Genomic DNA, 14,021 nt, shown 5'->3' with positions numbered 1-14,021 from the left:
CCCCGCCCGAGCGATCGGGCGGGGCCCCCAAATCGCGCCCTCGTCGAGCTTATGATGGCACGGCTTTTTTGGTCTTTTGCGGCGCGCCGCCGCCACTCGCGCTGGAGGCGGCTTTCGCTTTGCCCCTCGTTATTCGGGCCCCGCCTGCCTTGGCGGCGCCGCTCGAAGGCGCGCGACGCCGCGCCTCTTCCTCCAAAGCGGCTTCGTCTGGCGCAACGAGCGCCACCTGATCGACGTCCAGCGCGAGCGCGAGTTCGTAGAGACTGAGGATTGTCGGGTTTCGCTTACCCTGTTCCAGCCCGCTCAGATATTGCTGCGTGAAGCCTGAACGTTCGGCGAATTGCTCCTGCGTCAGGCCCTTTTCGAGCCTGATCCGCTTCACATTCCGCCCGACCAGCTTGTTATTCGGCGTGCAATTTTGACCCCTATACGAGGGGGATCGGCGTCCAAAATTGACCCCCTCCGGTGAAGCCGGGACAGTCCGCTCGCTTTGGTTGAACGGCGGGCGGTGGGGGGATGTTGATTGTGGAGACGATCGGGCGAATCCGTCGCGAGCATTTCGTCAAGGGCAAGACGATAAAGGAGATCGTTCGCGATCTGGGCATTTCGAGGAACACGGTCCGGAAGGCGTTGCGCTCGGAGGAAACGTCCTTCGCTTACGAGCGCGATTATCAGCCGTTTCCCAAGCTCGGACCTTGGTCGGACAAGCTCGATGAGATTCTGGCGGAGAACGAGAAGAAGGCGCCGCGCGAGCGGCTGACCCTGATCCGCATTTTCGAGGATCTGAGCGGGCTGGGCTATGCGGGCGGCTATGACGCCGTGCGTCGCTACGCGCGCAAATGGCGCAGCGAGCAAGGCGCGGCGACGGCGGCCGCTTATGTGCCGCTGAGCTTCGCGCCGGGCGAAGCCTATCAGTTCGACTGGAGCCATGAGATCGTTCTGCTCGACGGCGTGACGACGATCGTGAAGGTCGCGCACATGCGCCTGTGCCACAGCCGCATGCTCTTCGTTCGCGCCTATCCACGCGAGACGCAGGAGATGGTTTTCGACGCGCATGAGCGCGCCTTTTCCTTCTTCAAGGGAGCCTGCACGCGCGGCATCTACGACAATATGAAAACGGCGGTGGAGACGATCTTCATCGGCAAGGAGCGCAAGTTCAATCGTCGCTTCGCGCAAATGTGCAGCCACCATCTCGTCGAGCCGGTCGCCTGCACGCCGGCGTCCGGCTGGGAGAAAGGCCAGGTCGAAAATCAGGTCGGCTTGGCGCGGGAGCGGTTCTTCACGCCGCGCCTGCGGTTCAAGACCTATGACGATATGAACGCGTGGCTTCTCGATAAATGCGTCGGCTACGCCAAGGCGCATCCGCATCCGGAAATCGCGGACAAGACGATTTGGGAGGCATTCGAGGAAGAGCGCCCGAAGCTCGTCCAACTTCGCGGGCGGTTCGACGGATTCCACGAGCTGACGGCGTCGGTGTCGAAGACTTGTCTCGTGCGCTTCGACAACAACAAATATTCGGTCAATGCGAGCGCCGTCGGCGCCCCGGTCGAGATCCACGCCTACGCCGATCGCATCGTCTTTCGTCAAAAAGGACGCGTCGTCGCCGAACATGCCCGCGCCTTCGGGCGTGGCGCGACGATCTTCGATCCCTGGCATTACGTGCCGGTTCTCGCGCGCAAGCCCGGCGCGCTGCGGAATGGCGCGCCGTTCAAGGACTGGGTATTGCCGGGAGCGATCGAGCGCGTGCGGCGCAAGCTCGCCGGCAGTGACGATGGCGATCGCCAGATGGTCAAGATTCTGGCCGCCGTCGTCGACGACGGATTGATCGCGGTGGAAGCCGCCTGCGCGGAGGCGCTCAGCCAAGGCGTCCATTCCGCCGACGTCATTCTCAACATTCTCGCCCGCCGGCGCGAGCCGCCGCCCCCGCCGGCGATCCCGACACCCGAGTCGTTGACGCTGGTGCACATGCCGCTCGCCGACTGCGCCCGCTATGATCAATTGAGGAGAACGGCCTGATGGAACGCACGCAGCTCTTCGATCTCATGGGAGAGCTCAAGCTCTTCGGCATGAGATCGGCCTATGACGAGGTGATGTCGACCGGAATAAAGAGGCAGCATGAGCCGCCGCGCATCGTCGGCGATCTTCTCCAGGCGGAGATCGCCGAAAAATATGCGCGCTCCATCAAATATCAGATGACGATCGCCAAATTGCCGCTGGCGAAGGACATCGACGACTTCCAGTTCGACGGCACGCCGATCAATGAAGCGCTGGTGCGCGATCTCTCGAACGGCGGCTTCCTCGATCAACAACGTAATTGCGTTCTCGTCGGCGGAACCGGCACGGGGAAGACGCATCTTTCGATAGCGATCGCCAGAAATTGCGTTCGCGCCGGAAAACGCGGCCGATTCTTCAACACCGTCGAGCTCGTCACCAGGCTCGAGACCGAAGCGCGGGGAGGCCGTCAGGGGCGCTTTGCGGAATATCTCACGAGAATGGACTTCATCATTCTGGACGAGCTCGGCTATCTGCCATTCGCACAATCGGGCGGACAATTGCTCTTCCATCTGATCAGCCGGCTCTACGAACGCACCTCGATCATCGTCACCACCAATCTCGCTTTTGGTGAATGGCCGAGCGTGTTCGGCGACGCGAAAATGACCAGCGCGCTGCTCGATCGCCTCACCCACCATTGCGACATTGTCGAGACCGGCAACGAAAGCTGGCGCTTCAAGAACCGCGCCTGACGCTCCCAATCATATCGCCACCTGGAACGCACTCGCCCCGGCTGCGCTATCCCGCCAGCTCCGCCGGGGCGAGCGCTCGCGTTCCGCCCTGTGAAAAATGGGGGTCAATTTTGAACGCCGATCGGGGGTCAATTTTGAACGCCGATTGACAGACCAGCTTCCGCATATCCATGCAGGGAGGCTGGCCTTTTACGCACCATAATGTTTATCCACTATAGTATGTAAAAGGCCCTGCCCGCCTTGGGACACACCGAGCAAAATTCCTGTAGAATGCTAACGATGCGGCAGGCCAATTGAGGAGACGAGACGCCATGAGCCGTCCCGACCCCATGCTTGTCGCCGATCTTGCGCCCAGCGAAACGTCCGTCACCGATTACGACCTCGCCCACGCGCCGACATATCTGCGTCTGCTGGATGCGGCGACCGAAGGCGCTTCATGGGAAGAAGCCTGCCGGATTGTGCTCGGCATTGATCCCGATCGAGAACCGGAACGCGCGGCAAGCGCGCATCGATCTCATCTTGAACGGGCGAGATGGCTCACCGAGCAGGGCTATCGAGATTTGTTGAAAGGCACCTGAACCCTAGCTTCCGCCAACCTCCGATTCGACCCCGTTACCGTCGATGTCCCATTCCGGCCGAATTCTCACGCGATTCTTGACACGTTTTTCCACAACCTTCGCCGGCATTATTCATTCGTCGCGAGAACCCCCATGTCGGATCAGGACTGGCGCTCGCCAAAAGCATACGATTATTTGCAGGATTTGAGCGCTCCGGGCCTCGCCTGGGAGTTTCTCAGACGGAACGCGGATTATCGCGCCGACTTTGCAAACCCAGACATTCGAGCTGCGCTCGACGCCGGCGCCGCCGGTTCGACGCGGCGCTGGGGGTTGCGATTTCGCGGTTGATCCCAAGCTGTGCGCCGATGAAGCGGAGATATTCTGGCTGCCTGAGCTGCGCGCGTCGAGCGTCATCCTCGTCAAATCGCCGATTGAACCCGCTTCCGACGAGGAACCGCCGGCGCCATTTTCAATCCCGCCTTCCGGCCCTGATTTGCTCAGCCATCCCGCGTTAGTCGGGCGCCGAACAGGCGACGATGGCCAACATCTACTGTTGGGATCAACGCGCGACCAATACCAGCTTTGGCTCCCCGATCGGCAGGCAGGCGACGGACCACTCGCCGCAGTGATCCTCCTCGACGAACTTGCGCCGCACCGAGCCGAAGCCGCGTTGAGATTCTGGCGGTTACTGCGCGACAAGCCGCCGCATCGCGCCGAACATCCTCCTGATCTGCGCCGCGTCTTCTCCCTTCTTCGCGCCCTCGACGGCCATCTCGGCGGCGCTTCCTACCGCCAGATCGCCGAGCGCCTCTTCGGCAAGGCCCGCATCGCCGCTGATCCCTGGAAAACAGCCTCCCTTCGCGACGCCACGATCCGCCTCGTTCGCGGCGGCGTCGCGCTGATGCGCGGCGGCTATCGCAAGTTCCTCAAAAAGTAGCGGCGGTCGCACAAGTCACCAGAATGTTGTCGCGGGTGGCGAACTTCACCCACGTCATCTTCACCATCCCTCCCGCCCGTTTCCCTCCGCCATGGTGATCGAGCCAAGCCGCCGATAGCCGGCGGCGCTCCATGATCTGCCGAGGCTCATCCATGTCCGCACAAACAGCGCCCCTGCCGCCGCGTTACCTTCGCACGCCCGAAGCCGCGCGATTTCTTGGCCTTTCCGGCCGCACGCTCGAAAAGCATCGCACCTACGGAACCGGCCCCCGCTATTCGAAGCTCGGCGGTCGGGTCGTCTACCGCGTCGAAGATCTGCAGGCCTGGGCCGATCGCGGCGCCAAGGCGTCGACTTCCGACCCCGGCGTCGGAACCGTCCTCCCCGCGCGGCGGCACCCCAACGGCCTTGCGCAGCGCGCCGCTCAACCGCGCGGCTGATCTTTCGGGAGCGACGAGAATGACGCCCCGAGACCCACACGCACGCAGCTGCGGCCACGAACGCGAGCAGCTCGAACTCTTTCGAGCGCTGCCCGGCGAGCTCGCGCCACGCGACGCGCAGGACCTCATGGCCTATCCCTTTTTCAGCCTCGCAAAGTCGAAGCGAACAGCGCCCATCGACTTCAGGACGGCTCAGATCGCGATCAAGGTCGAAGCGACCGCCGAGCATGGCATGGCGACCATCTGGGACGCCGACGTCTTGATCTGGGCGGCGTCTCAAATCGTCCAGGCGCGTGATCGAGGCCTCAAGACCTCGCGCCTGATGGCGACGACGCCCTATGAGATTCTCACTTTCACCGGCCGCGCCACGGGCGCCCGCGACTATCAGCGCCTGCGCGCCGCCTTTGACCGGTTGCAGTCGACGAGCGTCGTCACCTCCATCCGTCAGACCACCGAAAGACGCCGTCGGCGCTTCTCCTGGATTAATGAATGGAAAGAGACCGCCGATCCGAGCGGACGCCCTCTGGGCGTCGAACTCATCGTCCCCGACTGGTTCTACGAAGGCGTCCTCAACGAAGCCTTGGTGCTCACAATCGACCGGGCTTATTTCGGGCTGACGGGCGGTCTTGAGCGCTGGCTTTATCGTCTCGTTCGCAAGCACGCCGGAAACCAAAGTGGCGGCTGGAGCTTCGATTTCGCGCATCTCCACGCCAAGTCCGGCGCGCTCTCGCCGCTCAAACATTTTGCGTTCGATCTGCGCGACATCGTTCGGCGCCAGCTCATCCCCAATTACCGGCTCGACATCCGCCGAGGCCCATTCGACCGCGAACTTCTGGTCTTCACGCCACTCACCACCGATCCGCTCGAACGCGCCGTTCAGCGCCTCGACCGCCGTCCCGCGCCTGGGGAAAAGCTGTGAATAGGCTCGTGCTATCGGGGACCGCGACTATCGTGCTATCGGGGACCAAATCCTCGTGCTATCGGGGACCAAAATGGCGCCCAAGCCATTGTCGTTGCGTCATTCACGGCGCTCTTAACGTACTAACTTCGGAATCCTTCGGATTCCTTCTAACGGCGGGCGCCTCCCGCTTGGCTGCTGCCCCACGAGCAAAAAGCCAGCCGGTAAGAGAAGAAGGCGCGCCCGCAGCTCGGCGCTGGCGACGCACACGCAGAGGCGACCATCTGGGCAATAGCGACGCCGTCTTCGCCCCGGGGCAACGGGCCGTCGCACTGCGCACAATTCCTACGTTCGACCATGACACGAACGGAGGTCGGTCATGAGCGCGCCGACCGAGGTCGAACTCTATTTCGTCAAAGGCAAAATCGAACGCTGGCTGCGCTTCGGCAAACCGATCAGCGAGCAAACGCTCGATCGCCGGCGACGCGTCGCGACATTCGCGCCGGGCGCCATCTTTGCCTTCATCCGCTGGGCGTCGAATGCGCATGGAACGCTCGTTTCGCGCATCGACATCCTGCGCGCCTGCAACGACGACGAGCCCTGCTCGACCGTCCCGGGCGTAAAGCCCGGCGCAGAGATCTTGCTGCGGACGGTCGGCTGGGAGAAGGTACAGCGCGTCCTGCGCGCCATCGACGCCGTCGAAGCGCTTGGCTTTCTTCCCCACGAAGTCTGTCCCGACCATTGGCGGCACGTCCACAACCGGCTCGCCGCCGGTCTGCCGCCGCGCGCCTATTCGCGTGAACGCCACCGCGCCTGGCTGCTGCGCGCTGGATTGGAGCGACGCCCATGAGGACGCTCGCTCTCGCTTTCGTCGCCGTCTGCGCAATCACGTCGACCTTCGCCAGCGGCCGTGAGCCGCTTCTCGTCTGGAACGCCTCCGCCAGCGCGCCCATCGGGCTCTATGCCGTCCGTCCGCTCGGCGCCCTCGCCATCACTGATCTCATCGTCGCGCGGCCGCCCGAACCCCTCGCCGAGTGGCTCGCCGCACGCGGATATCTGCCCAAAGGCGCGCTGCTCATCAAGCGAGTGGCTGCGTTTCCCGGACAGAAAGTCTGCCGAACTGACTTCACAATATCTGTCGACGGCAGCGTCGTCGCAGAGGCGAATGCGCGCGATCACGCGGGCCGCGATCTGCCGCGTTGGAGCGGATGCTTTACGCTCAAGCCCGGCGAAGTCTTCCTGCTCAATTGGGATCGTCCCGCCTCGCTCGACGGGCGGTATTTCGGGGCGTTTCCAGTTGACGCTGTCATCGGCCGAGCACGACCGATCTGGGCGGAGGCGGAGTGATGGTCGATCCATCCCTCTGCGGAGACGTAACTTGCTGCGGCGTTTCCATCCGTCGGGGTTCGGCAAGATTTCAAACCAGTGCGCTCGCCCTGCTTTCCGTCTTGTCGGCGCTTCCTGCTTTTGCAGAACCCGTGCGCCGCGAGCCAGTAACGAACGAAACATCGCGCCATCTTGCTATCACAAGCGCACTCACCGAGGCGTCCAATCGTTTCCGCCTACCGGTCCATTTGCTGCGCGCCGTCATGCGCGCCGAAAGCGGCGGCGACGCCAAATCCATCTCCAGCAAAGGCGCGATCGGGCTCATGCAACTCATGCCGGCGACCTACGCCGACTTGCGCGCGCGCTACGGTCTTGGCGCCGACCCTTTCGATCCTCACGACAATATTCAGGCCGGAGCCGCTTACCTTCGCGACTTGCTCGACCGATACGGCGAGCGCGGCTTTCTGGCGGCGTATAACGCCGGTCCAGGGCGCTATGAGGACTATCTTCGCGGTCGCATTTTGCCGGCCGAAACGACGGATTATGTCCGAAGGATTGCGTCCGCACTTTCACTCGGCGGAAATTCCGCGGCGCCTTATCCAGCTTCCTACGGCAACCACGCCTCTCCAATTTTTGTCGCGATCACCCGACCCCAAGGGCACGGCGATCAGCAGCCGAAACACGGCGCCGATCCCACTCTCAAAGTCGAAGAACCAACAAAACGCTCTCTCATCCCGGTGCAGCCAGACCTCAGAATGTTTGCAACATATTTGCACACAGCGAGCGACCCCAACGCTTCGTCACCTGCTGCTCTTGCGCGCGCATCCGGCCTTTTTGCCGTTCGCCGGCCTTCAGGAGAACCCCGATGACAGCAGTCTGCTACTTTCTCAGATTGGCGCATGTCCTCGCGCCTTTGCGCGCGAGCCCCGCCGAGGGAGCGCCAGCGAGCGAGCAAATGCCCGCGTAATTGGGCTTGCTGCGGAGATTACGAAATTCGCCGGAAAGGAAGCGGCGGCTGTCCATAGTGCCGACGCAAAATCGGGATCGGTTGAGCGCTCCACGCGCCGACGGAGAACCGCCATGGAATATTTTGCTGGATTGGACGTTTCGATGGATGAAACAGCGATCTGCGTCATCGACACGGACGGGAAATTCGTGCTCGAAACCAAGGTCGAGACCGACCCCGACGCAATCGTCGCGGCGCTCGACCCCTATGTCGGCCGCCTGCGGCGCGTCGGTCATGAGGCCGGATCCTTGTCGCCCTGGCTGCAGGTGGAACTGCAGCAGCGCGGTCTGCCGGCGGTCTGCCTCGAAGCCTATCATGCGCGAGCGGCGCTGTCCGCGATGCGCAACAAGACTGACCGCACCGACGCCCAGGGGATCGCCCATATCTTACGAACGGGATGGTTCAAGCAGGTCCATGTCAAGAGCGAGGAAAGCTACCGGTTGCGGCTCTTGTTGACGCACCGGCGCAACTTGAAGCGCAAATTCCTCGACATTGAAAACGCGATCCGGCATTCGATCAAGACTTTCGGATTGAAGCTCGGCGCCGTCAGTCGCGGGCAATTCGAAGCGCGCGTCCGCGAGCTCACAGCACACGACGCGTTGATCGCAGGCATCGCCGATTGCATGCTGCGGGCGCGCGCGGCGCTGTGGCAGGAGTATCTGCGGCTGCACAAGCTCGTCGTCAAAGCGGTGAGCAAGGACGACGTCTGCCGGCGCTTTTTGGGGATTCCGGGGATTGGGCCAATTAGCGCTTTGGCCTTCAAGACGTCGATCGACGATCCGCAGCGCTTTCGCCGCTCGAAGACCGTCGGCGCCTATTTGGGCTTGACGGCCAGGCGCTGGCAGTCGGGCACGTCGATTGACGTTTCCGGCCGCATCTCCAAGGCGGGCGACGGCGAGGTTCGACACCCGCTTTATGAAGCGGCCAACATCATGTTGACGCGCTTCAAGGGCTTCAGCAGCCTGAAGGCTTGGGGGCTCAAGATCGCCAAGAAGCGTGGTCACAAGCGCGCCTGCGTGGCGGTCGCGCGCAAGCTTTCCGTGATCATGCATGCGATGTGGCGCGATGGATCGACGTTCCAGTTCAAGGCGCCGGCGGCGCAAGAGAAGCAGCGGACGAAGCGCGCGCCAAAGCTGCTCGCAGGTCCTGCGTAGGGATCCAAATCGAGGCGCGCCGATCGTGCGCTGACGACACATCGAGGTAAAGGAATCCGCGTGAGCGGAGAACGGTTCTGATGCAGACCAAGGGCGGCGGGAAGCACGATATCTTGCCTGTGGCGCGTTCTCGCGACCACGCGTTAATGCTTGTGGATGATGCCCCGCGATCCCGATGCGGACATGTGCCGCGGCGCCGTTGTGACGCCGCAGAGCACGGAGGAGTGCATCGCGCTTCAGAGCTACGTTCGACGCCGGAGGGTGACTGACATGTCAACGCCAATCGTCTGCGCTATCGAACGACAACGCGCGCTTTCGCGCGCGACATCACGCTTGCCTGCGACCAACCGATGGAGGAGAATATGGGGAAGAAGGTCCCGGGACGACGCCCAATTAGGAGGGCAAGATAAAAGGGACAGCCTGCGGGTTTGTCCAGCGGTCGGTTTGTCGTTGCGCTTCAATGCATTCACACAGGCTGCAGTTTCGATACGCAGCCTTTCGCTCGTAGCAAGCACCTGGAAAAACGCATCAATTTCCACCTCGTCTGCGCTTAGCCATGTCGCGTGACGACGACATTCGCGTTAGGCCGGGCCGCATCCGCTCCACGAAGCCGGGAAGAGCTAAGAGCTTCGTGTCGCGCGTGCTGGCCGCGACACAGAAGGCGGGCGGTCTCCATCGTTCGGGCGCGCGCGGAAAGGGTCGCGCCGCCTTCGGCCGCGGCCGGGCGGCGAGCGTCTCGGCGCTGCGCGGCCTGACCTCCCATTCGCGCGGCGTTGTGATCAAGGCGCGCGTCGTGCGACACGGTCCGAGATTGGCACCGCTTACCGCGCATCTTTCCTATCTGCAACGCGACGGCGTCACCCGCGACGGCGCGCCCGGAAGAATATTTGACGCCGGTGGCGATGAGGCGGATGCGCGCGACTTCGCGGGACGCTGCCAGAGTGACCGTCATCACTTCCGGTTCATCGTCTCGCCCGATGACGCCCAGGAACTTTCCGATCTTCGCGCCTTCACCCGTGATCTCATGAGCGAGATGGCGCGCGATCTCGGGACCAAACTCGATTGGGCCGCGATCGACCATTGGAACACGGAGCATCCCCACATCCATGTCCTGGTGCGGGGCCGGGTTGATGACGGCGGCGATCTCGTTATCAGCCGCGATTATATCAGCCGAGGTCTGCGCGCCCGGGCCGAGCGGCTTGTCACTTTGGAGCTCGGGCCCCGCAGCGAGCAGGAGATTCGTCGGGCTCTGGAACGCCAGGTTGACGCCGACCGCTGGACGCCGCTCGATCAGGCGCTGGCGCGGGAAGCAGGGAAGCAGGACGGCATCGTCGACCTTCGGCCGGACGCTCAGGAGAACGATGTGGAACGGTCGATGCTGATCGGTCGGGCGCGTAAACTCGAAAAGCTTGGCCTCGCTGCGCCGCTCGGCCCCGGCCAATGGATGATCGGCGAGGAAGCCGAGACCGTCCTGCGGGCGCTCGGCGAACGCGGCGACATTATCAAGCGCATCCATCGCGGCCTGCGGGAGCGCGGCGTCGAGCGGGCGACCGCCGACTTTGTCTGGGACAGCGAAGCGCACAGCGAGCCAACTATCGGCCGCCTCATCTCGCGCGGTCTCGATGACGAACTCAAGGGCTCGGCCTTTGCGATTATCGACGGCGTCGATGGCCGAGCGCATCACGTCCGGCTCAAAGATCTTGACGCCACAAGCGACGCCGCCCCCGGCGCCATCGTGGAGATCAGGCGGCTTCCTCCCCGCTACGGTGAGACGCCCCTTCTCTTCCTCGCCGTTCGATCCGACCTTTCCATCGAGGAGCAAATCAACGCTACAGGCGCGACGTGGCTCGATCGACGCCTCGTCGCCCGGGAGCCCATGCCACTATCGGAATCGGGCTTCGGCCGTGAGGTCCGGGACGCCATGCAAGCGCGCGCCAACCATCTTGCCACCGAAGGGCTGGCCTACCGCCAAGGTCAGCGCCTTGCCTTCGCGCGCGATCTTCTCGACACGCTGCGGTCGCGTGAACTGAGCGAAGCTTCCAACCGACTCGCTGCGCAGACAGGCCTCCCGCGGCATGCCGTCGCCGAGGGTGAGACCGTCGCTGGCGTGTATCGTCAGCGCCTGACTCTCGCGTCGGGCCGCTTCGCCCTAATCGACGACGGACTTGGCTTCAGCCTCGTCCCGTGGTCCCACTCGTTGGAAAAGGAGCTCGGCCGACAGGTGTCGGGGTTGATGACGCCTGGTGGCGGCGTGGATTGGAGCTTTGGCCGGAAGAAAGGAATCGGATTGTAGGCGAAACAATACTGAGCGACGCCGCTCCAATCTGGATGTCCTCGCTCTCGCAATCTTTGAGGTAGTACCTCTCCCGGTATTTGCGCGCCGTAGCGCGACAGGCTGCGACCCCTGATCATTTCGCCTTGCGGACGCGACCGACGCCCCCACAAGCTGGCCCCCATGTCCGCCACCCGCATCCTCTGGGGCCAGATCTTTATCGTCTGCGCCATAGTAATCGCGACCACATGGGGCGCGACGCAATGGACGGCGTGGCGACTGGCGCACCAGCCGGAACTGGGGCCGCCCTGGATGTTGGTCGGAGACTGGCGTCTCTATCCGCCGCCGGCCTTCTTCTGGTGGTGGTATCATTTTGACGCCTATGCGCCGGATGTGTTCGTCGAGGGCGCGGTTATCGCCGCCTCGGGCGGCTTCGCCTCCATCGCCGCCGCCATCGCCATGTCCGTGCATCGCGCGCGCGAAGCGAAAAATGTCGTCACCTATGGCTCGGCGCGCTGGGCGACGCCGGAGGAAGCCGGAGCGGCGGGGCTGTTCGGGCCGGACGGCGTCGTGCTCGGACGATTGCAGGATCGCTATTTGCGCCATGACGGCCCGGAACATGTCCTCTGCTTTGCGCCCACGCGCTCTGGCAAGGGCGTCGGGCTTGTCGTTCCGACGCTGCTCACCTGGCCGGGTTCCGTCATCGTCCACGACATCAAGGGCGAGAACTGGTCCCTCACCGCCGGCTGGCGCGCGCGCTTCGGCCGCGTGCTGCTCTTCGACCCGACCAACGCCGCGTCCTCCGCGTATAACCCCCTGCTCGAGGTCCGGCGCGGCCCCGCCGAGGTGCGGGACGTCCAAAATGTCGCCGACATTCTCGTCGATCCCGAAGGCGCGCTGGAGCGGCGCAATCACTGGGAGAAGACCAGCCACTCGCTCCTCGTCGGCGCCATCCTCCATGTTCTCTACGCCGAAGTCGACAAGACACTCGCCGGCGTCGCCAACTTCCTCTCCGACCCCAGGCGACCGATCGAGACGACGCTGCGCGCCATGATGACGACGCGGCACCTCGGCGAGGCTGGTCCCCATCCGGTGGTCGCGTCGACGGCCCGTGAGCTTCTCAACAAGTCGGAGAACGAGCGCTCAGGGGTTCTATCGACCGCCATGTCTTTCCTTGGCCTCTATCGCGACCCTGTCGTTGCCCAAGTCACGCGGCGCTGCGACTGGCGCATCGCTGATCTCGTCACGGCTGAGAAGCCGGCGACGCTCTACCTCGTGGTGCCGCCCTCCGACATCTCCCGAACCAAGCCGCTCGTGCGCCTGATCCTGAACCAGATCGGACGACGGCTGACCGAAGAGCTGGAGTCGAAGGAGCGGCGTCATCGCCTGCTGCTCATGCTCGACGAGTTCCCGGCGCTGGGACGGCTCGACTTTTTTGAGTCCGCACTCGCCTTCATGGCCGGCTACGGTCTCAAGAGCTTCCTCATCGCCCAGTCGCTCAATCAGATCGAGAAGGCCTATGGCCCGAACAACGCCATCCTCGACAATTGCCATGTCAGAGTGTCCTTCGCGACCAATGACGAGCGCACGGCAAAGCGCGTTTCCGACGCTCTCGGCACCGCGACGGAAATGCGCGCCATGAAAAACTATGCTGGCCATCGGCTGAGCCCCTGGCTCGGGCACCTGATGGTCTCGCGCCAGGAAACGGCGCGGGCGCTCCTGACGCCGGGCGAGGTCATGCAGCTAACCCACACCGACGAAATAATCCTCGTCTCCGGCCTGCCACCGATCCGCGCCAGGAAGGCGCGCTACTATGAAGATCGCCGATTGCAGGTGCGGATACTGCCGCCGCCGAAGCGCCCGGTAGTCGGGGATGGACTATCGGCGCTGAACCCCTCCGGCTCCAATGTGAAGGACGATTGGTCTGCCTTGCCGCCGAGGCGCGAAACCGCATCTGACGAAGATCCCGCAAATGGCGGCATTCGCCGCGAGCCAGAACTTCCCGAGCACGAGGACGTCAGGCCGATCGAACCGCCATCCGCTCTGCCCCTCGACGCTCTCGCCCCCGATGAACCGGATGACGAAGAGGCGATCAAGGCCCGCCTGCTCCGTAGTCAGGGCCGTGCGCTCGCTCGCCAGGCGGCGCTCGATCCCGACGATGGTATTGCTTTATGAGGCGACCCCATGGCGGTTAAGCAGCGTCTCTCGGTCTATCTCGACGCCGACATGATGGCGCGACTGGAAAATCTGGCCGCGAAAGAGCGCGCGCCGAAATCGTCGATCGCCGAGGCGGCGATTATCTCTTTCCTGACTGCGGACGACGCTGATCGCTGGGAGGCGACCCTCACGCGGCGGCTCGACAAACTCACTCGCTCAGTGGACCGCGTCGAGCGCGACCTCGAATTCTCGATCGAGGCGCTGGCGCTTTATATCCGCGCATGGCTCACTGCCACGCCGCCCCTACCCGAAGGTGCGCAAGCGGCGGCTCAAGCCAAGGGACGAGAGCGATATGAGAGTTTCATCGAGGCGCTGGGGCGAAGATTGGCTAAGGGGCAGCGACTGGCGAAGGAGGTCTCGGAGGAGATCCAGTCAGATGTCAGCGACGAGAATTCCTAAAGGATCGCGCTGCAAGAAGACGCGGAGTATCATGCTTCCGGCCAGATGTCCGCTTTCCGCGTTGCTACGACCCA

General features: G+C 63.4%; 14 protein-coding genes and 1 pseudogene. 14 read left to right on the top strand and 1 reads right to left on the bottom strand.

Annotated features, from left to right (window positions below; all coding sequences use genetic code 11):
- Positions 1-196: 196 nt before the first annotated feature.
- Positions 197-397: pseudogene (locus ACNHKD_RS05485) on the bottom strand (helix-turn-helix domain-containing protein); the annotation flags it as partial.
- 119 nt (positions 398-516) lie between these two features.
- Here ACNHKD_RS05485 and istA point away from each other — a divergent pair.
- The 14 genes from istA (at position 517) to ACNHKD_RS05415 (ending at position 13,947) form a co-directional block, all read left to right on the top strand.
- Positions 517-2,016: an IS21 family transposase gene (gene istA, locus ACNHKD_RS05480; RefSeq protein ID WP_442754041.1), complete on the top strand. Its 1,500-nt coding sequence runs from the start codon at positions 517-519 to the stop codon at positions 2,014-2,016.
- Complete coding sequence (gene istB / locus ACNHKD_RS05475) at positions 2,016-2,744, top strand: IS21-like element helper ATPase IstB (RefSeq protein WP_442754040.1); 729 nt, start codon at positions 2,016-2,018, stop codon at positions 2,742-2,744. Before istA ends, istB begins: the two co-directional genes overlap by 1 nt.
- A gap of 311 nt (positions 2,745-3,055) precedes the next feature.
- Positions 3,056-3,322: a hypothetical protein gene (locus ACNHKD_RS05470; protein WP_442756079.1), complete on the top strand. Its 267-nt coding sequence runs from the start codon at positions 3,056-3,058 to the stop codon at positions 3,320-3,322.
- A 132-nt stretch (positions 3,323-3,454) separates the two neighbouring features.
- Positions 3,455-3,649 (top strand): transcriptional regulator domain-containing protein, encoded by a 195-nt coding sequence (locus ACNHKD_RS05465; RefSeq protein ID WP_442756078.1) that lies wholly within the window; start codon positions 3,455-3,457, stop codon positions 3,647-3,649.
- A 277-nt stretch (positions 3,650-3,926) separates the two neighbouring features.
- The gene (locus tag ACNHKD_RS05460; RefSeq protein WP_442756077.1) at positions 3,927-4,238 is read left to right on the top strand and encodes a DUF2285 domain-containing protein; all 312 of its coding nucleotides are present in this window, start codon (positions 3,927-3,929) and stop codon (positions 4,236-4,238) included.
- A gap of 152 nt (positions 4,239-4,390) precedes the next feature.
- Positions 4,391-4,675, top strand: a complete 285-nt coding sequence (locus ACNHKD_RS05455; RefSeq protein WP_442756076.1) for a helix-turn-helix transcriptional regulator — start codon at positions 4,391-4,393, stop codon at positions 4,673-4,675.
- A 19-nt stretch (positions 4,676-4,694) separates the two neighbouring features.
- Positions 4,695-5,594: a replication initiator protein A gene (locus ACNHKD_RS05450; RefSeq protein ID WP_442756075.1), complete on the top strand. Its 900-nt coding sequence runs from the start codon at positions 4,695-4,697 to the stop codon at positions 5,592-5,594.
- Between the two features lie 358 nt (positions 5,595-5,952).
- A complete protein-coding gene (locus ACNHKD_RS05445) occupies positions 5,953-6,423 on the top strand; it encodes a DUF2840 domain-containing protein (RefSeq protein WP_442756074.1) in 471 nt (156 codons plus the stop codon).
- The gene (locus ACNHKD_RS05440; RefSeq protein WP_442756073.1) at positions 6,420-6,920 is read left to right on the top strand and encodes a S26 family signal peptidase; all 501 of its coding nucleotides are present in this window, start codon (positions 6,420-6,422) and stop codon (positions 6,918-6,920) included. Before ACNHKD_RS05445 ends, ACNHKD_RS05440 begins: the two co-directional genes overlap by 4 nt.
- Positions 6,920-7,768, top strand: a complete 849-nt coding sequence (locus ACNHKD_RS05435) for a lytic transglycosylase domain-containing protein (protein WP_442756072.1) — start codon at positions 6,920-6,922, stop codon at positions 7,766-7,768. The genes ACNHKD_RS05440 and ACNHKD_RS05435 overlap by 1 nt, the downstream gene beginning before the upstream one ends.
- Before the next feature lie 211 nt (positions 7,769-7,979).
- Positions 7,980-9,059: an IS110 family transposase gene (locus ACNHKD_RS05430; RefSeq protein ID WP_442756071.1), complete on the top strand. Its 1,080-nt coding sequence runs from the start codon at positions 7,980-7,982 to the stop codon at positions 9,057-9,059.
- 556 nt (positions 9,060-9,615) lie between these two features.
- A complete protein-coding gene (locus ACNHKD_RS05425) occupies positions 9,616-11,352 on the top strand; it encodes a relaxase/mobilization nuclease domain-containing protein (RefSeq protein ID WP_442756070.1) in 1,737 nt (578 codons plus the stop codon).
- A gap of 162 nt (positions 11,353-11,514) precedes the next feature.
- Positions 11,515-13,506 carry a conjugal transfer protein TraG gene (locus ACNHKD_RS05420; RefSeq protein WP_442756069.1) on the top strand — a complete coding sequence of 664 codons (1,992 nt, stop codon included), beginning with the start codon at positions 11,515-11,517 and terminating at the stop codon, positions 13,504-13,506.
- Between the two features lie 9 nt (positions 13,507-13,515).
- Positions 13,516-13,947: a ribbon-helix-helix protein, CopG family gene (locus tag ACNHKD_RS05415; protein WP_442756068.1), complete on the top strand. Its 432-nt coding sequence runs from the start codon at positions 13,516-13,518 to the stop codon at positions 13,945-13,947.
- The last annotated feature ends 74 nt before the right edge of the window (positions 13,948-14,021 follow it).

It is taken from the genome of Methylocystis sp. JAN1, from assembly GCF_052186135.1.
Classification (GTDB): domain Bacteria; phylum Pseudomonadota; class Alphaproteobacteria; order Rhizobiales; family Beijerinckiaceae; genus Methylocystis.
The sequence above is the reverse complement of the archived record's forward strand: the minus strand, read 5'-3'. Positions and strand labels throughout refer to the sequence as shown.